Below are 20960 nucleotides of genomic sequence, written 5' to 3'. Positions count from 1 at the left end.
GAAAAATGCCCGCGTTGAGCGGGCATTTGCTTTTATTCGGACTTATTTCAGCGCTTCGAGCAGCTTGGCGTGTATGCCGCCAAAGCCGCCGTTGCTCATGCAGACGATATGGTCGCCGGGGCGTGCGACAGCGGTGATCTGCGCTATCAGGGTCTCGATATCTCCGGCGACCTGAGCGCGCTGGCCGGGGCCCACGCCCATGGATTCAAGCGCTTCGGCGGCATCCCAGTCCAGGCCCGCAGTGTGGCAGAAGACCAGATCGGCACTTTCCAGCGACCAGGGCAGCTGGCTTTTCATGGTGCCAAGCTTCATGGTGTTGCTGCGCGGCTCGAATACCGCCAGGATGCGGGCCTGCGCACCCAGCTTGCGGCGCAGGCCGTCCAGGGTGGTGCGGATGGCTGTGGGGTGGTGCGCGAAGTCGTCATAGACCTCGATGCCGTTGACCGTACCGCGCAGCTCCATGCGGCGCTTGACGTTCTGAAAGCGCGACAGGGCTTCGCAAGCCACCTCGGCGCTGACGCCCAGATGATCGGCGGCGGCGATTGCGGCCAGCGCATTGAGCTGGTTGTGCACGCCGGTCAGGCTCCAGCGCAGCTGCGCCACTTTGTTGCCGCGATGCAGCACGGCAAAGTCGCCGGGATCGCCATCGGCGCTGAAATCGCTGACAGTGGCGCCGAAGCTGCGCACTTCGCTCCAACAGCCCTGGGCCAGCACGCGGCTCAGGCTTTCTTCCAGACCATTGCTCACCACGCGGCCGGTCGACGGCACGGTGCGCACCAGATGGTGGAACTGGCGCTCGATGGCCGCCAGATCGTCGAAGATGTCGGCGTGATCAAACTCCAGGTTGTTGAGCACGGCCGTACGAGGGCGGTAGTGCACGAACTTGCTGCGCTTGTCGAAGAATGCGGTGTCGTATTCATCGGCCTCGATCACGAACACTGGCTGATTGCCCACGGGGCCAGGGCCTGTGACAGGGCGCTTGGCCGCACCCAGGCGGGCGGAGATGCCGAAGTCCAGCGGTACGCCGCCGACCAGAAACCCGGGCTGCAGCCCCGCGCACTCCAGCACCCAGGTCAGCATGGAGGTGGTGGTCGTCTTGCCGTGGGTGCCGGCCACGGCCAGCACATGGCGACCGTGCAGCACATGCTCGGCCAGCCATTGCGGACCGCTGGTATAGGCGGCGCCAGTGTCCAGAATCGCTTCCATCAGCGGAAACTTGGGTGAGCCGTCGGCCAGGCGCTTGCGGCTGACCACGTTGCCGACCACATACATATCGGGCTTGAGTGCGATCTGGTCGGCGCCATAGCCCTCGATCAGCTCGATGCCCAGCTGGCGCAGCTGATCGCTCATCGGCGGGTAAACGCCGGAATCGCAGCCCGTCACCTTGTGACCGGCTTCTCGTGCCAAGGCGGCCAGGCCCCCCATGAAGGTGCCGCAAATGCCCAGAATATGTATGTGCATGGCCGGGGATTCTACGTTTGCCGGCATGACCTGGCGGCAAGCCATGGCCCGCCTGGGCGCTGGCGGTAACCTTTCTTATCAAATTGATAGCTTACTGCGCATGATCTATATAGATCTAAATGTGTTTTTACTTTCAGTTCCATACAAAGCGGGTGCTAGCAGCTATCAAAACATTGACCTCTACGGGCCAGGTCAAAGTGCGGTCATTCATCTGGGTCACAATGCGTGCATGACCTGCTGCGCTTGCTGCGGCGGGCGTGATGAAATGGCGCTATGAGTTTGGATAACGTGACTGCTGAAATCGCTCAGACAGCGGCCCGTCTGGTGGTGGAGGAAGGCCTGGAATGGGGTCCTGCCAAGCAGCGGGCCGTGCGTCAGCTCGGCCTGCCCGGCCGCTCGGCGCTGCCTGATAACGACCAGCTTGAAGAGGCGGTGCGCGAATATATAGAGCTGTTCTGCGGCGACACGCAGCCGCAGGAGCTTCAGGCGCTGCGCGAGCTGGCCCTGGTCTGGATGGACAGGCTGCAGGAGTTTCGCCCGCATCTGGCCGGAGCCGTCTGGCGCGGCACGGCCACGCGGCTGTCGGACATCTATCTGCAGCTGTTCTGCGACGATCCCAAGTCAGCCGAAATAGCGCTCATCAACAATCATGTGCAGTACGAGCCGAGCACGGTCACCGGCTTTCAGGGCAAGCCGGTCGAGGCGCTTTCCGTTCACGCACTGTGCAAGCCGATCAACGAAACCGTGGGCGTGCACCTGCTGGTCTACGATCATGACGATATGCGCGGCGCCATGAAGCCCGACAGCCATGGCCGCAGCCCGCGTGGCGATGCCAAGGCCTTGCGCAAGCTGCTGCAGGAGAGCCGCGATGAGTGAAAACACCCCTGAGAACAAGTCGACCAATGGCTCTCGCCGTCTGTGGCTGACCGGCGCGGTGGCCGCAGTGGCGGCCGGGGCCGGCGCCGGTGTGGCCTGGTGGCGCAGCCAGCCGCAGGCCATGGGCCCTGGCGTCGAGGCTCAGTTATGGAGTCAGACGTTTGAAACCCCCGATGGCAAGCCTTTTGCCATGGCTGGCTTGCAGGGCCGTCCCCTGCTGGTGAACTTCTGGGCCACCTGGTGTCCGCCCTGTGTCAAGGAGCTGCCCATGCTCAGCGAGTTTGCGGCGCAGCAGGGCGCAAAAGGCATTCAGGTCGTGGGGTTGGCGGTCGACAAATCCGAAGCAGTGATGCGTTTTTTGCAGCGCCAACCCGTGCAATTTCCGGTAGCCATCGCCATGCAAGGGGGATTGGGGCTGACCCGTAGCCTCGGTAACTTGCAGGGTGGCCTGCCGTTCACGGTTCTTTTTGACGCGAAGGGGCAAGTGCGACAACGTAAAATAGGCGAGCTTTCCCGCGAAGATCTGACAGATTGGAGCAAATAGAGCGAACGAACATTGCTCTTGTCGTCAGAAAAGTGTAGGTAACTAAATTCCATGGCGACGTTAGTGAAAAATATCTGCCAATGCACGCAGAAGGCCGGATTTGAGGTAAATTCGCGCCCTGTTTAGAATTACGTCGCTGGAGCTCCCATGGATTTGCGAAAACTCAAGACCCTTATTGATCTGGTGTCCGAATCGAATGTGTCGGAACTGGAGATCACCGAAGCAGAGGGCAAGGTCCGTATCGTCAAGAGCGAAGGTGTGGTCCACCAATACGTCGCTGCCCCCGTGCAAGCTGCTCCCATGATGGCCGCCCCCGTGGCTGCCGCTCCCGCAGCCGCCACACCAGTGGCCGCTCCGGCCGTTGCAGAAGGTCATGTGGTCAAGTCGCCCATGGTCGGTACCTTCTACCGTGCCTCCAGCCCCGGCGCCAAGGCCTTTGTGGATGTGGGCAGCCAGGTCAAGGAAGGCGACACCATCTGCATCGTCGAAGCCATGAAGATCCTCAACGAAATCGAAGCCGACAAGACCGGCACCATCGTTCGCGTTCTGGGTGAAAACGGCCAGGCTGTGGAATACGGCCAGCCTCTGTTCGTGATCGAGTGATAGATCATGAGGCGTTGCATGCAGTTCGCATCGCAGCGCCGAGGTGCGCTAGCCACTGGCTGCGCGACTGAGTCATTGGCAGTGGTCTGTGCTGCGGCACAGGCACCAAGCTGCGAGGAACTTCATGTTTAAGAAAATTTTGGTTGCCAACCGGGGCGAGATCGCCCTGCGCATCCAGCGCGCTTGCCGTGAGCTGGGTATCAAGGCGGTGATGGTGTATTCCGAAGCCGACCGTGATGCCAAGTACGTCAAGCTGGCCGATGAGGCCGTGTGTATCGGCCCGGCTCCTTCCCCGCTGTCCTACCTCAACATGCCGGCCATCATTTCGGCTGCCGAGGTGACTGATGCGGAAGCCATCCACCCCGGCTACGGTTTCCTGTCCGAGAACGCCGACTTTGCCGAGCGCGTGGAAAAGAGCGGTTTCACTTTTATCGGCCCGACGCCCGAGAACATCCGCACCATGGGTGACAAGGTGTCGGCCAAGCAAGCCATGATCAAGGCCGGCGTGCCTTGCGTGCCCGGCTCGGACGGCGAACTGCCCGACGATCCCGCACTCATCAAGCGCATTGCCAAGACCATCGGTTATCCCGTGATCATCAAGGCCTCGGGCGGCGGCGGCGGTCGCGGCATGCGCGTGGTGCACACCGAAGCTGCACTGATCAATGCCGTGCAGATGACCAAGGCTGAAGCCGGCGCTGCTTTCGGCAATCCTGCCGTCTACATGGAAAAGTACCTGCAGAACCCACGTCACGTGGAAATCCAGGTGCTGGCCGATACGCACAAGAACGCCGTGTATCTGGGCGAGCGCGACTGCTCCATGCAGCGTCGCCACCAGAAGGTGATCGAGGAAGCTCCGGCACCCGGCATTCCCCGCCGTCTGATCGAGAAGATCGGCGAGCGCTGCGCCGCGGCCTGCAAGAAGATCGGCTATCGCGGTGCGGGTACCTTCGAGTTCCTGTACGAGAACGGCGAGTTCTACTTCATCGAGATGAACACCCGCGTGCAGGTGGAGCATCCCATCACCGAGCTGATCACGGGCATCGACATCGTGCGCACCCAGATCATGATCGCGGCCGGCGAGAAGATGCCTTTCACACAGCGCCAGATCGAGTTCAAGGGCCACGCCATCGAGTGCCGTGTGAACGCGGAAGATCCGTACAAGTTTATCCCCTCGCCCGGTCGCATCTCCATGTGGCATGCTCCAGGCGGTCCTGGCGTGCGTGTGGACACCCATGTGTACAACAACTACTTTGTGCCGCCCAACTACGACTCCATGATCGGCAAGATCATCGCCTATGGCGACACCCGCGAGCAGGCCATGGCCCGCATGCGTACCGCCTTGCTGGAGACCGTGGTGGAAGGCATCAACACCAATATCCCGCTGCACCAGGATTTGATGGTCGACTCCAAGTTCATGGAAGGCGGCACCAACATCCACTACCTGGAAGAGTGGCTGACGCATCGCACGCCCAACAAGCGATGAGATCAGGAGCCTTGCAGCTCTGAGTTCCCATGCTGGCCTCTGGCAACGGAGGCCAGCATTTTCGTTTTTCAGGAAAGTACAACTTGCGTTCTCGTCTTCGGCCCCGGCTTGACATGAATGACGCAGTTGCTAGAAAGGATGGCCATGTTCGAGCTGAGCCTGCTGTGCCCCGAAGATCGGGTCGAAACCATTAGCGAAGCGCTGGATGCACTCGATGCATTGAGCGTGTCCGTCGAAGATGCCGATGCGCAGACCGAGGCCGAGCAGGCGCTGTTCGGCGAGCCCGGCATGCCCGCGCCCAAGGAAGGCTGGAACCGCAGCCGCGTGATCGCCCTCTATCCCAGCGAAGCCGCGGCTACCGAGGCGCGTGATCTGCTGCTGCCGCAGGACTTTTTCGAAGGCTGCAAGATTCTGGCCGTCAAGCCCGTGCCCGAGCAGGACTGGGTGCGCCTGACGCAGTCGCAGTTCGAGCCCGTGGACATCACGCCCGAGTTCTGGATCGTGCCCACCTGGCACGAGCTGCCCGAGCAGGCCAAGGTCAGCATCCGTCTGGACCCCGGTCTGGCTTTCGGTACCGGCACCCATCCCACCACCCGCATGTGTCTGCGCTGGATTGCGCGCCAGCCCCAGGCGACTCTGGGACGCACGCTGGACTACGGCTGCGGCTCGGGCATCCTGGCCATTGGTGCCGCCAAGTTCGGCGCGACCGATGTGGATGCGGTGGACATCGATCCTGCCGCCGTGGAGTCGACCAACTACAACAGCAGCGCCAATCATGTGGAGGTCAAGGCCGGTCTGCCCGATGCGGCCGATGGCGAGTACCAGACCGTGCTGGCCAATATCCTGGCCACTCCGCTCAAGGTGCTGGCTCCGCTGCTGTGCGGCCGGGTGCAGGCCGGTGGCAATCTGGTGCTGGCTGGCATTCTGGAGCGCCAGGCCGACGAGCTGAAAGAGGCTTATGCGCCCTACCTCAAGCTCGAGGTGGCCGATAGCGAGGACGGCTGGATTCTCATGACCGCCCGGCGCGCGGCTTGATCGCGAGACAGACCCGCCGCCAGCAGGTGTGCGGGTGGTTGCTGCCTACAATGACATCTTGATGAGCCAAGTCACCCGTTGCCCTTCCTGTGGAACCCGCTTCAAAGTGGTTGCCGACCAGCTGCGTATCTCGCAGGGCTGGGTGCGCTGCGGGATGTGCCAAAGCGTCTTTGATGCCTCGCAGGATTTGCAGTCCGTGCCCGACGAACTGCTGCAGCCGGAAGCGGCTGATGCGCCGCAGAAGCCGGCCGTCCAGGAGGTGCTGCCGACGAAAGCGGACGAACAGCCGGCGCCGACTTGGCCGCAGCAGGATGAGGATGCCGCAGATGCTCCCGCCTCCGATGCGCAGAAGGCTGAGGCCCCGCAGGATTCGGCTTCGGATTGGGTAGACGCGGCAGCGACTGCTGCTCAGACCGCAGAAGCCGCGCCGGCAGCGGAGCCTGCCGATGTGGTTTCCGAACCAGAGCCTTCTGGGTCCATGTCCGGGATGGCGGATGGACAGTCCTCGTTTGTCGATCAGGCGCGTCCTCTGACTGAAGAGGATGCAGAGGCTGCTCGGCATGAGCCTCATCCCGAGGTGAGGGAGCCGGAAGACAGGCTGCAAACCCGTGATATTCCCGCTCCCGCCGAGCCGGCGCTGGAGCCGGAGCTGCTGGTATCGCCGCCGCCAAGCGAGGCCCTGATGCCCGAGGCCGAGCATGGCCTCGAGGATAAAGCCCGGAGCGAGGCGCCGCTGCACGCCGATATCGGCGATATACAACCCGCCAGGGACCGGGCGCAGGCCGTCACGGATGCGGATCAGGATGAGGCTGTTGCCATTGCAGGCGATGAGCCTGGCTTTGTGCGCCAGGCCCGCCGGAAGGCCTTCTGGCACTCGGCAGGAATGCGCGTGGCGCTGGTGCTGGGTTCGCTGCTGGCTGTTGCCGGTGTCGTCGGACAGCATGCCTGGCAGCAGCGCGATGTGCTGGCAGCGCAGTATCCGGCACTGGCTCCCGTGCTGGCCAAGGCCTGCAGTCTGGCAGGCTGCGAGCTGCAGGCCCGCCGCGCGATTGCCGACGTGGTGATCAGTGGCTCGGGCTTCAAGCAGCTTGCCGATGCCCGTCAGTACCAGTGGAGCCTGACCCTTGAGAATCGCTCCGATGTACCGGTGGCCATGCCCATGGCCGAGCTGACCCTGACCGATGCGCAGGACAGACCCTTGCTGCGCCGAGTCATCGACCTGAAGCCTCTGGGTGCCCCGGAGCAGCTGCAAGCCCGCCAGGAGTGGAGCGTCAACGTGCCTGTGCAAGTGCAGGATCTTGGCGCTGCCGTGGCGGGTTACCGGGCGCTGGTTTTTTACCCCTAATACGGCTTGTGCCAATTCGGATCAGGCAAGGTGTCTCGTCAATAGAAATGCCCGTTGTACATCCTTGTTGGCGCAAGCCCCCCTTCATTCATTTCTGAAAGAGAACGCACCATGGCCGCTTTGATCTGCGGGTCGCTGGCATTCGACAACATCATGACCTTTGAAGGTCGTTTTGCCGACCAGATTCTTCCCGACCAGCTGCACATCCTCAATGTGTCGTTTCTGGTGCCCACGCTGCGCCGCGATTTTGGCGGTTGCGCCGGCAATATTGCCTATAGCCTGAGGCTGCTCGGTGGCGATGCTCACCCCATGGCCATGGTGGGCAGCGACGGCGAGGACTATGTGCAGCGTTTCAGGGACCTGGGTATCGAAACCCGCCATGTGGGCCAGCTGCAGAGTACGCACACCGCGCAGTGCATGATCATGACCGATCGTGACAACAACCAGATCACGGCCTTCCATCCTGGAGCCATGATGCAGGCGCACGAGAACCGGATCACGGCCGATATGGCCGCCGAGGTCAAGGTCGGCATCATTGCTCCCGATGGCCGCCAGGCCATGATCGACCACGCCGCCCAGTTCAAGGCTGCAGGCATTCCTTTCGTGTTCGATCCGGGTCAGGGCCTGCCCATGTTCAACGGCGATGAACTCAAGGCCTTTATCGAGCAGGCTGACTGGGTGGCGGTGAACGACTATGAAGGCAAGATGCTCAGCGAGCGCACGGGCCTGAGCTTTGACGAGATCTCGCGCAAGGTGCGCGGCCTGGTCGTGACCCTGGGTGCCGAAGGCTGCGAAGTCTGGCAGCAGGGTGAGAAGACCCTGGTGGCGCCGGTGAAGCCCGCCGCTGTGGTTGACCCCACGGGTTGTGGCGATGCCTGGCGCGGTGCTTTCCTGTTTGGTCTGGAACGTGGCTGGGATCTGCTGCGCTGCGCCGAACTGGGCAACCGCTTGGGGGCGCTGAAGATTGCGCAACGCGGCCCGCAGAACTATCAGCTGGACTTCCAGCCCTGATGCGATATTAGTGCCCTGAGGGTACTGATCGCGGCGCATGTAAAAAAGCCCGGCTCTCGCAAGAGAGCTCGGGCTTTTTTATGGCGTGCAGGTCAGCGAACCGATCAGGGCTTGTTACCTGTGGGGAAGGGCCAGGCGGCTTGAGGTGCCAGGCGGGTCTGCGCCACGGGTGCGGTGGTTTCGGTCACGGCGGCAGGTGCAGGTGTGGCAGCCTTCTTGGGAGCAGCCTTGGCACCATTTGCAGCCTTCTTGGGAGCTGCGGCCTTGGCAGCAGTTGCAGCCTTCTTGGGGGCGGCAGCCTTGGCAGCTACAGCCTTCTTGGGAGCGGCAGCCTTGGCAGGAGCAGCNGCCTTGGCAGTCGTTGCAGCCTTCTTGGGAGCAGCNGCCTTGGCAGGAGCAGCAGCCTTAGCGGTTGTTGCAGCCTTCTTGGGAGCAGCNGCCTTGGCAGCAGTTGCGGCCTTCTTCGGTGCAGCCTTTGCAGGAGCAGCAGCCTTGGGGGCAGCAGTCTTGGTTGCAGCTGTTTTCTTCACAGCTTCAGCCTTGGGCGCGGCCGCCTTCTTGGCAGGTGTCTTTTTCTCGGTTGTGGCCTTGGCGGCCGTCTTCTTCGCAGTTGCCATCATTTTCTCCTTCGTTGATTTGCATAAGACGTCCGGCTCTTTGCAGTGCCGGACGATTCAAAGCGATGTGGAGTTACGCATCGCTAGGAACACAAATTTGCTTCACGCCAAAAATCTCAGTTTTTTGTAGCAATGAAGTGAAGCAAGTCATGACTCGCATTGTGCCTGCTTAGAAGCAATTAATCCCAAGAAAGTGCGCCTCCGGTCTGATACTCGATCACTCGTGTCTCAAAGAAGTTACGTTCTTTCTTCAAATCGATCATTTCGCTCATCCAGGGGAAGGGATTTTCTTCACCGGGGAACAGCTCTTCAAGACCGATCTGCGTGGCACGGCGGTTGGCGATGTAGCGCAGATAGCCCTTGAACATGGATGCATTCATGCCCAGCACGCCGCGCGGCATGGTGTCTTCGGCGTAGCGATATTCGAGCTCCACGGCCTTCTGGAACAGCTCCGTGATTTCCTGCTTGAACTCGGCCGTCCACAGATGGGGGTTCTCGAGCTTGAGCTGGTTGATCAGATCGATGCCGAAGTTGCAGTGCATGGACTCGTCGCGCAGGATGTACTGGTACTGCTCGGCAGCGCCCGTCATCTTGTTCTGGCGGCCCAGGGCCAGGATCTGCGTGAAGCCCACGTAGAAGAACAGACCTTCCATCAGGCAGGCAAAAACGATCAGCGACTTCAGCAGAGTCTGGTCGGTTTCGGGCGTGCCGGTGTGGAAGTTGGGGTCCATGATCGCTTCGATGAAGGGGATCAGGAACTCGTCCTTGTCGCGGATGGATTGGACTTCGTTGTAGGCGTTGAAGATTTCCGATTCATCCAGACCCAGCGATTCCACGATGTACTGGTAGGCATGGGTGTGGATGGCTTCCTCGAAAGCCTGGCGCAGCAGGAACTGGCGGCATTCGGGTGCCGTGATGTGGCGGTAGGTGCCCAGCACGATGTTGTTGGCGGCCAGCGAATCGGCCGTCACAAAGAAGCCCAGGTTGCGCTTGACGATGCGGCGCTCGTCTTCGGTCAGGCCGTTGGGGTCCTTCCACAGCGCGATGTCGCGCGTCATGTTCACTTCCTGCGGCATCCAGTGGTTGGCGCAGGTGGCCAGATACTTTTCCCAGGCCCACTTGTACTTGAAGGGAACCAGCTGGTTCACGTCGGTCTTGGCGTTGATGATGCGCTTGTCTGCGGCATTCACGCGCTTGTGAGTGCTGGTGGACGCGCCGGCTTCTGCGCTGGTGGCGGAAGAGGCAAAGGTGTCGTCGTCAAAGCTCAGCATATTTATTCCTTCAAGGGCAAAAGCTGGGTGCAGTGCAATCGACATCCAGCCTTCTGATTTATCTATTTGGCAGGCACCACTAAAAAACTGGCGCATTCCAAACCAAAGACACCAAGCAAGAGCCGTCTCGCAGCGAAGGTGTCGTCCCCCTCCCGATGCAACGCATCGAGAGAGGGGGAAGGCGCGGGGGCCGCCTAGGCCAAGCGCCTCAGGGGGAGCCAGTCAATTACTGGCAAGCCTCGCAACCAGGATCGTCAATCGCGCAGAACTTGATGTCCGTGGCGGGTGCCTGGGCACGGGCAGCGGCGGCAGCCGCTTCCAGTGCGCTGACCGCAGGCTTGGCCGCAGGGGCTGCCGAAGCGGCAGGAGCGCCGGAGGACACGGCGTTCAGCACACGGCTTTGCACGGTGGACTTCTCGATATTGGTCGCGCTGGTGGTGCGCAGGTAGTAGGTGGTCTTCAGACCGCGCAGCCAGGCCAGCATGTAGGTGTCGTGCAGCTTCTTGCCCGATGCACCGGCCATGTAGATGTTCAGGCTCTGGGCCTGGTCGATCCACTTCTGGCGGCGCGAGGCGGCTTCCACAAGCCATTCGGGCGAGACTTCGAACGCGGTGGCGTAGAGGTTCTTGATCTCTTGCGGCACGCGGTCGATGGCGCGCAGCGAGCCGTCGAAATGCTTGAGATCCATGACCATCACGTCGTCCCACAGGCCCAGGCGCTTGAGGTCGCGCACCAAGTACTGGTTGATGACGGTGAATTCGCCCGACAGATTGGACTTCACGGACAGGTTGCCGAACGAAGGCTCGATCGAGGCATCCACACCCACGATGTTGGAGATGGTGGCGGTGGGGGCGATGGCCACGCAGTTGGAGTTGCGCATGCCGTCCTTGGCGATCTTGGCGCGCAGGGCGTCCCAGTCCAGCTTGGCGGAGCGATCCACTTCCACATAGCCGCCGCGGGCCTTTTCCAGCAGCTTCAGGGTGTCGGGGGGCAGGATGCCCTGATCCCACAGCGAGCCCTTGAAGGTGGAGTAGGTGCCGCGTTCCTTGGACAGCTCGGTCGATGCCCAGTAAGCGTAGTAGCAGATGGCTTCCATGGCTTCGTCGGCGAACTCGACGGCGCCCTGGCTGGCGTAGGCGGTGCGCATTTCATACAGCGCATCCTGGAAACCCATCAGGCCCATGCCCACGGGGCGATGGCGCAGATTGGAGTCCTTGGCCTTTTGCACGGCGTAGTAGTTGATGTCGATCACGTTGTCCAGCATGCGCATGGCCGTGTTCACGGTCTTGCGCAGCTTGTCGTGGTCGATCTTGCCGTCCTTGATGTGCTGGACCAGGTTCACCGAGCCCAGGTTGCAGACAGCGGTTTCGGTGTCGCTGGTGTTGAGCGTGATCTCGGTGCACAGGTTGGACGAGTGCACCACACCCACGTGCTGCTGGGGCGAGCGGATGTTGCAAGGGTCCTTGAAGGTGATCCAGGGATGGCCGGTCTCGAACAGCATCGAGAGCATCTTGCGCCACAGATCCACGGCAGGCACGCGCTTGAACAGCTTGAGCTCGCCGCTGTCGGTCTTGGCTTCATAGGCGGTGTAGGCCTTCTCGAAGGCTTCGCCGTACAGATCGTGCAGATCGGGAGCGTCGGCGGGCGAGAACAGGGTCCACTGGCCTGCTTCCATCACGCGCTTCATGAACAGGTCGGGAATCCAGTTCGCCGTGTTCATGTCGTGGGTGCGGCGGCGGTCGTCGCCGGTGTTCTTGCGCAGCTCCAGGAATTCTTCGATGTCCAGGTGCCAGGATTCCAGATAGGTACAGACAGCGCCCTTGCGCTTGCCGCCCTGGTTCACGGCGACGGCCGTGTCGTTGACCACCTTGAGGAAGGGAACCACGCCTTGCGATTCGCCGTTGGTGCCCTTGATGCGCGAGCCCAGGGCACGCACACGGGTCCAGTCATTGCCCAGGCCGCCGGCAAACTTGGACAGCAGAGCGTTTTCCTTGATGGATTCGTAGATGCCGTCCAGATCGTCGGGCACGGTGGTCAGGTAGCAGGACGACAGCTGCGAACGCAGCGTGCCGCTGTTGAACAGCGTGGGAGTGGACGACATGAAGTCGAAGGACGACAGCAGTTCGTAGAACTCGATGGCACGGGCGTTGCGGTCGGGCTCGTTCAGTGCCAGGCCCATGGCCACGCGCATGAAGAAGGACTGGGGCAGCTCGATGCGGGTCTTGCGCACGTGCAGGAAGTAGCGGTCGTACAGGGTCTGCAGACCCAGATAGTCGAACTGTTCGTCGCGCTCGGCCTTCAGGGCCTTGGCCAGACGGGGCAGGTCGTAGTTCAGCAGCTCGGGGTTGAGCAGCTCGTTGTCCACGCCCTTTTGCACAAAGCCGGGGAAGTAGTCGGCATAGGCGGCCTGCATTTCTGCGGGCTGCACGTCGCGGCCCATGACTTCGCGCACGATGGTGTGCAGCAGCAGGCGGGCGGTGACGTAGGTGTAGTCGGGGTCTTTTTCGATCAGCGTACGGGCGGCCAGGATGGACGCCTTGTAGACCTCGGCCAGAGGCACGCCGTCATACAGATTGCGCAGGGTTTCGGCCACGATGGGGCCGGACTGGATGTCGGCATTCAGATTGCCGCAGGAAGCGACGATCAGGGCTTCCAGACGCTCCTGGTTCAGCGGCACGCGCTGGCCGTTGTCGGTCACATGCAGCACGGGTTTCGAGGCGGCGGCGGCAGCCACTTCGGCGACCTTCTTCTGCTCGGCACGTTCCTGGTTGCGGCGCTCGCGGTACAGCACATAGGCGCGGGCCACGTCCTGGTGACCGGCGCGCATCAGGCCCAGTTCGACCTGGTCCTGCACATCTTCGATATGGAAGGTGCCGCCATCGGGACGCGAACGCACCAGGGCGCGCACCACGCCGTCGGTGAGTTCGTTGACGGTGTCACGCACGCTGGCGGAAGCCGCGCCCTGCGCGCCGCGCACGGCCAGGAAAGCCTTGGTCAGGGCCACGGCAATCTTCTGGGGTGCGAAAGCCACCACATCGCCGCTGCGGCGGATGATCTGGTAGCTGTCATTGGGGGAGGAAGAATTGGCTGCACCGGCAGGTGCGGCAGAAGGCAGTGAGTTCAACGCTTCTTGCATAAGTTCCTCTGAGTCAGTATGTGGATAGGCAGACAAAGGCCTGCACTGTGGGCAGGCCATCAAAAACACGATTCGGCGCCTTGGTCTACACATGGTTTGCACAGGGTGTGCACAACTTGTAAACACTAGATATGGGGTCTGAGGCGCCCTTAAACACTACCGGTAGTGTATCGCGCTTAAAACTGGCTGACCTGATGAAACTACTGAATCTGACATTTCGGCCACCGCTTGACAGCTGAAAAAAATGACTTCATCCCGCATGAATAAAGGCCTGTGGCGCGGTTGCGCGCGGCGGGAGCGCGGGCCGGAAATATGTAAAAAATTTGCGTGTTTGATGCAGGCTACAGTTGTTGCGCGCGCGCCATTGACATGCCGCCTCCAGGTGCAGAAGCGGTGGATGATGCGGGCCTACAAAAAGAGGAGCGCCTGACGCCTGTCATCAGGAGACTTCAGTGCTAAATCACCAGGAATTCAAGAGATAGCGTGCGGAAGCTGCTATGAAAAGATCAGGGCCGCGGTGAAGCGTGCGGCGGAAATTCCCATGACTGGGAGCCGTCCGCGCTGCCCAGCTGCTGCTGCAGACGCTGCCAGTCAAAGCCCGGGCCAGGGTCCTGCTTGCGTCCGGGGGCGATGTGCTCGTGCCCGGCGATGTAGTGCACCGGGTATTGCGCGGCGATGGCGCTGCAAAGCTGCTTCAGGGCCTGGTACTGGGGGGCTTCGAAGCTCAGGCCTTCGAGGCCTTCCAGCTCGATGCCGATGGAGTCGTCGTTGCAGCGATCGCGCCCGCGCCACTGGCTCACGCCGGCATGCCAGGCGCGGTCGTCGCAGCTGACGAACTGCCAGATCTCGCCCTGGCGTGTGACAAAGAAATGGGACGAGACTTCGAGGCCGCGAATGCCCTGGTAATAAGGATGGGCGTCCCAGTCGAGCTGGTTGGTGAACAGTTGCTGCACCGCGCCCGTGCCGTACTGGCCCGGCGGCAGGCTGATGGAGTGGAGGACGACAAGGTCGATCTGTGCCCCCTCGGGGCGCGGGCCGAAATTGGGCGAGACCAGGTGGCGCGCCGCGCCATACCAGCCTGCCTGCCACAGCGGCTGCGGCAGGTCCTGAGCGAGGGGGGCGGGATCAGGCATTGTCGTTCTGTTGTTTGCAGCCTTCGGCCGGCAGGTCTATGCCCAGCCGGTCGATGCGATAGCGGATCTGGCGCAGGCTGATGCCCAGCCTGGCCGCGGTGGCCGTGCGGTTGAAGCCGTTGTCCTGCAGGGCACGGACCAGGATGCTGCGCTCCTGTTCGTCGAGCCAGCCTTGCAGATCCTCGGGCAGCGTGGCCGGACTGCCGGCGTGATGGGGTGCCGGTGCACCGGTCTCCGATGCCTGAGTGCCGGAGGCCGGGGCTGGCGTCGCTGCCGAAGCACCGGCGCCGGGGCCGGATTCGGGCAGGCGCAGCGGGCCCTCATCGCCCAGTGCAATGGCGCGGTGCAGCACGTTCTCCAGCTCGCGCACATTGCCGGGCAGCGGCAGTCCGGCGATCTGGCCGAGGCTGATCTCGTCCAGCTCCGGCGTGGCCAGTCCGGACTCGCGGGCCAGCTTTTGCAGCAAAGCCTGGCAGAGCTGGCCCAGGTCTTCGCGGCGCTCGCGCAGCGCGGGCAGCTCGATTTCGATGACGTTGAGCCGGTAGAACAGGTCCTGGCGGAAATTGCCGGACTGCACTTGCGCGCTCAGGTCGCGGTGGGTGGCGCTGAGGATGCGCACATCGACAGCTTCTTCCTGGGTGCTGCCCAGCGGGCGGATCTTGCGCTCCTGGATGGCGCGCAGCAGCTTGGCCTGCATGGCCAGGGGAAGATCGCCGATCTCGTCGAGAAACAGGGTGCCGCCCTGAGCGGCCTGAAAGTAGCCGGGCCTGTCCTGCGTGGCTCCGGTATAGGAGCCCTTGCGGGCGCCGAAGAATTCGGCTTCGAGCAGGTTTTCCGGGATGGCGCCGCAGTTGACGGCGACCATGGGGCCGTCGGCCCGCTGGCTGCAGGCATGCAGGGCGCGCGCCACCAGTTCCTTGCCCGTGCCGGATTCACCGTGGATCAGCACGGGAGCCATGCCCTTGGCAACCTTGGCGATGCGCTGCTTGACGCGTTGCATGGCCTGAGAGTTGCCCACCAGCGCTTCCAGGGCGTCCGGCTGGGCTGCCGGCCCCGCGTCATGGGCCGGTGCGCTGCCGCCGGCCTGTGGATTGCCGGGTTTGAGCACTGCGCCCATGCCTTGCACAGCCGAGGCCACGACCTGGCGGAACTGGCGCAGGTCCACGGGCTTGGTCAGATAGTCGAAGGCACCGGCGCGCAAGGCTTCCACGGCGTTCTCGGCCGAGCCGTAGGCCGTCATGACGATGCAGCGCTCGCTGCGCGAGGGATCGCGCAGCTGCAGCAAGAGCTCCATGCCGATCCCGTCGGGCAGGCGCATATCGGTGATCACCACATCGAAATGGCGCTCCTGCAACTGGGCCCTGCCTTCCTGGACCGAGCCTGCGGTTTCCACGCGGTAGCCTTCGCGAAGCAGCGTCAGCTCGTAGAGCGTGCGCAGATCGGGTTCATCGTCGACCACGAGAATGCTGGCTGCTGCGGAGGAGTGAGGCGAGGATGTCACTGGGCTTACACCATGATCGAGTCAAACAGGCCGTGGCTTGCGAGCGAGGCAGGGCCGCTGCGCAGAGTCACGATAAAGGCGTTGCCGTCCACATCGCTTTGCGGCGTGCGCAGGCTCAGGCGCTGATAGCTGATGGAGGCATCGTAGCGCTGGCAGAGCTCGCGGCAGATATAGAGTCCAAGGCCGCTGGAGCGGCTCTGGGAGGAGAAGAAGGGCTCGAACAGATGGCGCTCGACGCTGGAATCCAGCGGTGCCCCGTCACTCCAGACCATGAACCAGCAGACGTCATCCTGCGGCGCGAGACCCTGGAGCTGGCCGTTCAAAGGCCCATGGCCGCTGATCAGCTGCAGGCCCGTCTCATGGCCGGCGTTGCTGCGGTGGCGCTGGGCATTGTCCAGCAGGTTGATCAGTACGCGGCGCAGATGCTCTTCATCAAACAGGATATGGCGGGCCGTGGCATTGAGCCGCAGCAAGAGCTGGCGGGATGGCGTGGCCTGCATGCGCCATTCATGGCTGATCTGGGCCAGCAGATTGTCCAGCGGCAGCGACTGACCCTGATGGGTTTCCGAGTCCTGTTGTACGCGCGCCAGATTGAGGATCTCTTCGGCAATGCGGGCTAGCCGGTCGGCATTCTGGCCCACGATGCGGCATAGCTGCTGGGGGCCGGGCTGGCTGCTCAGGTCTTCGGCCAGCAGCGCGTTGGCCTGGGTGATGGCGGCCAGAGGGTTGCGTATCTCATGCGCCACGGCGGCCGACATGCGGCCCATGGAGGCCAGCTTTTCGGTGCGCAGCTGCGCCTCCATTTCGCGCAGGTCGTGAAGAAACATGACACAAAGCGAGTGGCTGGCTTGCGCTTGCGGGCCCTCGTCCAGGTAGGGTGCCGAAACCTCGGTGATGCGTGTGCGCACATGGATGCCCGTGGCGCCGTGGCGCTCATGGGCCTGCAGATGGATGGTGGCGGACAGCGGGCGGGCATGGGCGAAGCTGGCCTGTGTCGCATGCGCCAGCGGCTCCCACCAGCTGTGGGCCTGCAGGGAAAAAGGCTGGGGGTGATCCATGGCCAGGCCCAGCAGCTGCAGCGCGGCAGGATTGGCCTGCAGCACTTGCAGGCTGGAGTCGACCACCAGCACCCCGTCGGAGAAGTGGTTGATCACCAGGCTGTTGACCTGCTCCTGGGTTTGGGTGCGCAGGCGGTCGAACAAGGCCTGGGAGCGCTCGCGCCGGACACGCTTGGCCAGTTCGTGCGTGAGATAGGCCACGCAGAAATAGCCGGCGCAGGAGAAAGCCGCCTGGTAATAGGACTGGGCGCCGTCGTTGAGGCCGCCATGGTATTGCCAGAAGGTGTAGGCCAGCGTCAGCAGCGTGATGCCGGCCGTGGCGCCAAAGGCCAGCATCAGTCCGCCCAGCGCCGAGGAGATCAGGACCGGAATGGCCAGCAGCGCCATGTAGTTGAGCGAGCCGACCTGAAAGATCTGCAGCAGAAAGATCACCGCGATGTCGACGCCGATCACGGGCAGCCATTGCAGGGCGGCGCGAGGTGCTGGCAAATGCCGTGCTGCAGCCAGACGCAGCACCACGGTGAGCGCCAGATAGGTGAAGCAGATCAGCCAGGCCAGGGGCGAGCTGATGTTCTGCAGCTGCAGGTTCAGCGTCTGAAGCAGGATGAGGGCCAGTGCCAGCAGCACGCGGCCGCTGAGGAAGGCCTGCCACAGGCGCACAAACGGGGCGTTGAGGCTGGCGTCCGCGCGCCGGCTGATGGCCGCATCCAGTGGAATGGCGGTGTGCTGCCAGGGTGAGGCGGAGTTCACCATGGGATCAGTGGCTGCCGGTGTCTTGCTGGGCCAGGCGGCGATGCTCTGCGCTGCAGAAGCTCTGGCCCGAGGCATCGCTTACGGCATCGGCTTGCGGCAGGTGCAGGCCGCAGTGTGCGCAGGCCACCATGGTCTGAGCTTTCGGGAGAGTGGTGGCCGTCCGGGTGGGCTCTGCCGCTTCGGCGCGGCGCTTGCTGCGCCAGATGCCGACAGCCACCACCACGACCAGCAGGACCAGCAAATACTTCATGCCGCGCGCTCCAGCAGGACTTCAATCACAAAGCGCGAGCCGACATAGGCCAGCAGCAGAAAGATGGCGCCGATATAGAGAACGCGCACGGCGCTCTGGCCGCGCCAGCCAAATCGCTTGCGCCCGAACAGCAGCACGGCGAAAGCCAGCCAGGACAGCAGCGAGAAAACGGATTTGTGATTCCACACCCAGGCCTTGCCGTAGAGCTGCTCGCCAAACAGCCAGCCTGCGGCCAGCGTGGCGGTCAGCAGCACAAAGCCGGCACCGACAAAGCGGAAGGTCAGCCGCTCCAGCGTCAGCAGAGGCAGTCCGCTGTCATGGTCGCCGCCCTGGCGCATCTGCCGCTCGGCATGGCTCATCAGCGCCCCGTGCACGACGGCTGCAGCAAACAGGCCGTAGGAAGCAATGCCCAGGGCCAGATGCAGCGGCAGCCAGGCCGAGGCGTTGACATGCAGCGGAGTGCCGGGAAACACCACGGCCAGAAGCACAGCCACACTTCCCAGTATGGACAGCGGCCAGCGTGAGCGCAGCTGCGGGTACAGCTGCTGCTCGACCACGTACACGGTCAGCACCAGCCAGGCGGTGATCGAGAGCGCGGGGGCGAAGCCGAAGCGCGGCTGCTCGCCCAGCAGGCCCCAGCCCAGCAGCAGGGCATGCACTGCCCAGGCCAGGCGCAGGCAGCGGCGGGCGCCGGTTTCTTGCAGATGCCGGCTGGCAAGTGCAGGGATGGCATAGGCAATGGCTGCTGCCAGGGCCAGAATCCAGCCAATGGGGCCAGCTGCAGTGAGCGGTTGGGAAAGCATGCTTTCTATGATAGTGCCGCAGGCCTGCACTCATGCTTTGCAGGATGCTGCCATGCGTCAAATTTGCGCATAAAGCGCAGCCGAAGCCGCTTGCGCCCCGGGTTTGAGCGCCTGGGCAGCCGCCTAACCCCATTTCCAAGGGCTTTCGCCTCGCGGCCGGTAGCCGGGCTGGCGCAATCTCCCGCGATGCCCAAGGTCTTGCAGAGTGCTTCGGGTCGCTCTCTTGCGGGCCTGCCCCGCCTTTGGGAAGGGGTTGCACGGGCTTTGCGCGCCCGGGGCAGGTCACGGCAAGCCTGCAGGCATCGTTCGCGAAGGGCAGCGGGTAAAATGCGGGTTCATGCCGCTTCGTCCCGCCCGTCTGGGTCCCGCCAGGTTCGGCCTGCAAGCTGCCCGGAGACCCGTGCCGCGCTCGCGCACGACTCCCCATCCATAACTTTCGAATGCTTTTTGCTTATGGCCTCCGCACTCACCGATAAACTCTCGCGCCTTGTCAAGGAGATGCGCGGCCAGGCCCGCATCACCGAATCCAACGTCCAGGACATGCTGCGCGAAGTGCGCATGGCCTTGCTGGAGGCCGACGTGGCCCTGCCCGTGGTGCGCGACTTCATCGCCCGCGTCAAGGAAAAGGCGCTGGGCCAGGAAGTCATCAGCTCGCTGCAGCCCGGCCAGGTGCTGGTGTCCATCGTCAACAAGGAGTTGGCGGCGACCATGGGCGAAGGGGTGGCCGACATCAACCTCAATGCCCAGCCGCCCGCCGTCATTCTGATGGCCGGCCTGCAGGGCGCGGGCAAGACCACCACCACGGCCAAGCTGGCCAAGCATCTGATCGAGAAGCGCAAGAAAAAGGTGCTCACGGTCTCGGGTGACGTGTATCGCCCCGCGGCCATCGAGCAGCTCAAGACCGTCACGGCCCAGGCCGGTGCCGAGTGGTTTCCTTCCACGCCCGACCAGAAGCCCCACGATATCGCCGTGGCCGCGATCGACTACGCCAAGAAGCATTTCTTCGATGTGCTGCTGGTGGATACGGCCGGCCGTCTGGCCATCGACGAGCTGCTGATGGCCGAAATCAAGGATTTGCACGCCACGCTCAAGCCTGTCGAAACCCTGTTCGTGGTCGATGCCATGCAGGGTCAGGATGCGGTCAACACCGCCAAGGCCTTCAAGGAAGCACTGCCGCTGACCGGTATCGTGCTGACCAAGCTCGACGGCGATTCGCGCGGCGGTGCGGCGCTGTCGGTGCGCCAGATCACGGGCGCGCCGATCAAGTTCGCCGGCGTCTCGGAAAAGATCGACGGCCTGGAAGTCTTTGACGCCGACCGCCACGCACAGCGCGTGCTGGGCATGGGCGACATCGTGGCCCTGGTCGAGCAGGTCACCAAGGGCGTGGACATGGAAGCCGCGCAGAAGATGGCCGAGAAGCTCAAGAGCGGCGACGGCTTCGACCTCAACGACTTTCTGGCCCAGCTGCAGCAGATGAAGCAGATGGGCGGTCTCTCGACCCTGATGGACAAGCTGCCCGCAGAGCTGGCCGGCAAGGCCGGTCAGGTCGATATGGACAAGGCCGAGCGCGAGATCAAGCGCAAGGAAGGCATCATCTGCTCCATGACCTTCAAGGAACGCAAGAACCCCGCCCTGATCAAGGCCACGCGCAAGAAGCGTATCGCCGACGGCGCCGGCGTGCAGGTGCAGGAAGTCAACCGCCTGCTCAAGGAGTTCGAGCAGATGCAGACCATGATGAAGAAGTTCAAGGGCGGCGGCCTGATGAAGATGATGAAGAAGATGGGCGGCATGAAGGCCATGAAGGGCATGATGGGCGGCGGCGGCATGCCCAAGCTGCCGTTCTGATATTTGATTCCCCCTGAGCCGCTGCGCGGCTTCCCCTGGCCGGGCGCGACAGCCTCGCTGTCCCTGAGTTGGGGGTGAGATCAGCGATCTATAAAAAGTGAGCAGCTGACGCAGGTCAGATCTTGGTTTGGATGAGAAATACATCTGAATCATTGATCTGGCAGGCGTTAGCAGCTCACTTTTTTGTAAAGAAGCGCGCCAATCCGGGGCAATTGCTGGATGTGCAGGCGGCTTT

Annotated in this window: 17 protein-coding genes; 9 read left to right on the top strand and 8 right to left on the bottom strand. The window is 62.9% G+C overall.

Annotated features, from left to right (window positions below; genetic code table 11):
• Window positions 1-42: 42 nt before the first annotated feature.
• Entirely contained in the window at window positions 43-1461 is a 1419-nt protein-coding gene (gene mpl / locus DJFAAGMI_RS10285; RefSeq protein WP_211457069.1) for a UDP-N-acetylmuramate:L-alanyl-gamma-D-glutamyl-meso-diaminopimelate ligase, read from the bottom strand.
• Here mpl and DJFAAGMI_RS10280 point away from each other — a divergent pair.
• The 8 genes from DJFAAGMI_RS10280 to DJFAAGMI_RS10245 all read left to right on the top strand — a co-directional run bounded on the left by DJFAAGMI_RS10280 (window position 1460) and on the right by DJFAAGMI_RS10245 (window position 8358).
• The gene (locus tag DJFAAGMI_RS10280) at window positions 1460-1738 is read left to right on the top strand and encodes a hypothetical protein (protein ID WP_211457068.1); all 279 of its coding nucleotides are present in this window, start codon (window positions 1460-1462) and stop codon (window positions 1736-1738) included. The genes mpl and DJFAAGMI_RS10280 overlap by 2 nt on opposite strands.
• Window positions 1735-2337 (top strand): hypothetical protein, encoded by a 603-nt coding sequence (locus tag DJFAAGMI_RS10275; protein ID WP_211457067.1) that lies wholly within the window; start codon window positions 1735-1737, stop codon window positions 2335-2337. Before DJFAAGMI_RS10280 ends, DJFAAGMI_RS10275 begins: the two co-directional genes overlap by 4 nt.
• Window positions 2330-2881, top strand: a complete 552-nt coding sequence (locus DJFAAGMI_RS10270) for a TlpA family protein disulfide reductase (protein WP_211457066.1) — start codon at window positions 2330-2332, stop codon at window positions 2879-2881. Before DJFAAGMI_RS10275 ends, DJFAAGMI_RS10270 begins: the two co-directional genes overlap by 8 nt.
• A gap of 147 nt (window positions 2882-3028) precedes the next feature.
• On the top strand, window positions 3029-3484 hold the full coding sequence (gene accB / locus DJFAAGMI_RS10265; RefSeq protein ID WP_043006025.1) for an acetyl-CoA carboxylase biotin carboxyl carrier protein: 456 nt from the start codon (window positions 3029-3031) through the stop codon (window positions 3482-3484).
• A 124-nt stretch (window positions 3485-3608) separates the two neighbouring features.
• Window positions 3609-4967 (top strand): acetyl-CoA carboxylase biotin carboxylase subunit, encoded by a 1359-nt coding sequence (accC, locus tag DJFAAGMI_RS10260; protein WP_043006024.1) that lies wholly within the window; start codon window positions 3609-3611, stop codon window positions 4965-4967.
• A gap of 144 nt (window positions 4968-5111) precedes the next feature.
• Entirely contained in the window at window positions 5112-6002 is an 891-nt protein-coding gene (gene prmA / locus DJFAAGMI_RS10255; RefSeq protein WP_167004443.1) for a 50S ribosomal protein L11 methyltransferase, read from the top strand.
• 61 nt (window positions 6003-6063) lie between these two features.
• Window positions 6064-7347 carry a zinc-ribbon and DUF3426 domain-containing protein gene (locus DJFAAGMI_RS10250; protein WP_211457065.1) on the top strand — a complete coding sequence of 428 codons (1284 nt, stop codon included), beginning with the start codon at window positions 6064-6066 and terminating at the stop codon, window positions 7345-7347.
• 111 nt (window positions 7348-7458) lie between these two features.
• Window positions 7459-8358, top strand: a complete 900-nt coding sequence (locus DJFAAGMI_RS10245; RefSeq protein ID WP_211457064.1) for a carbohydrate kinase family protein — start codon at window positions 7459-7461, stop codon at window positions 8356-8358.
• 796 nt (window positions 8359-9154) lie between these two features.
• Here DJFAAGMI_RS10245 and DJFAAGMI_RS10235 read toward each other — a convergent pair.
• The 7 genes from DJFAAGMI_RS10235 to DJFAAGMI_RS10205 form a co-directional block, all read right to left on the bottom strand.
• Window positions 9155-10246: a ribonucleotide-diphosphate reductase subunit beta gene (locus DJFAAGMI_RS10235; protein WP_003070968.1), complete on the bottom strand. Its 1092-nt coding sequence runs from the start codon at window positions 10244-10246 to the stop codon at window positions 9155-9157.
• A gap of 226 nt (window positions 10247-10472) precedes the next feature.
• The gene (locus DJFAAGMI_RS10230) at window positions 10473-13382 is read right to left on the bottom strand and encodes a ribonucleoside-diphosphate reductase subunit alpha (RefSeq protein WP_211457062.1); all 2910 of its coding nucleotides are present in this window, start codon (window positions 13380-13382) and stop codon (window positions 10473-10475) included.
• A gap of 506 nt (window positions 13383-13888) precedes the next feature.
• Window positions 13889-14515, bottom strand: a complete 627-nt coding sequence (ampD, locus tag DJFAAGMI_RS10225) for a 1,6-anhydro-N-acetylmuramyl-L-alanine amidase AmpD (RefSeq protein WP_211457061.1) — start codon at window positions 14513-14515, stop codon at window positions 13889-13891.
• On the bottom strand, window positions 14508-16016 hold the full coding sequence (locus DJFAAGMI_RS10220; RefSeq protein WP_419095608.1) for a sigma-54-dependent transcriptional regulator: 1509 nt from the start codon (window positions 16014-16016) through the stop codon (window positions 14508-14510). Before DJFAAGMI_RS10220 ends, ampD begins: the two co-directional genes overlap by 8 nt.
• A 5-nt stretch (window positions 16017-16021) precedes the next feature.
• On the bottom strand, window positions 16022-17827 hold the full coding sequence (locus DJFAAGMI_RS10215) for a sensor histidine kinase (protein WP_211457060.1): 1806 nt from the start codon (window positions 17825-17827) through the stop codon (window positions 16022-16024).
• Between the two features lie 4 nt (window positions 17828-17831).
• Window positions 17832-18077, bottom strand: coding sequence for a PP0621 family protein (locus DJFAAGMI_RS10210; protein WP_211457059.1), 246 nt, complete (start codon window positions 18075-18077; stop codon window positions 17832-17834).
• A complete protein-coding gene (locus DJFAAGMI_RS10205) occupies window positions 18074-18880 on the bottom strand; it encodes a cytochrome C assembly family protein (protein ID WP_211457058.1) in 807 nt (268 codons plus the stop codon). Before DJFAAGMI_RS10205 ends, DJFAAGMI_RS10210 begins: the two co-directional genes overlap by 4 nt.
• Before the next feature lie 453 nt (window positions 18881-19333).
• Here DJFAAGMI_RS10205 and ffh point away from each other — a divergent pair, with 453 nt between their 5' ends.
• Window positions 19334-20725, top strand: coding sequence for a signal recognition particle protein (gene ffh / locus DJFAAGMI_RS10200; RefSeq protein ID WP_003070990.1), 1392 nt, complete (start codon window positions 19334-19336; stop codon window positions 20723-20725).
• The last annotated feature ends 235 nt before the right edge of the window (window positions 20726-20960 follow it).

The sequence above is a fragment of the Comamonas brasiliensis genome, from assembly GCF_018292285.1.
Taxonomy (GTDB): Bacteria; Pseudomonadota; Gammaproteobacteria; order Burkholderiales; family Burkholderiaceae_C; genus Comamonas; species Comamonas brasiliensis.
Note: the sequence above shows the minus strand (reverse complement) of the source record. Positions and strands in the feature narration are given on the sequence as shown.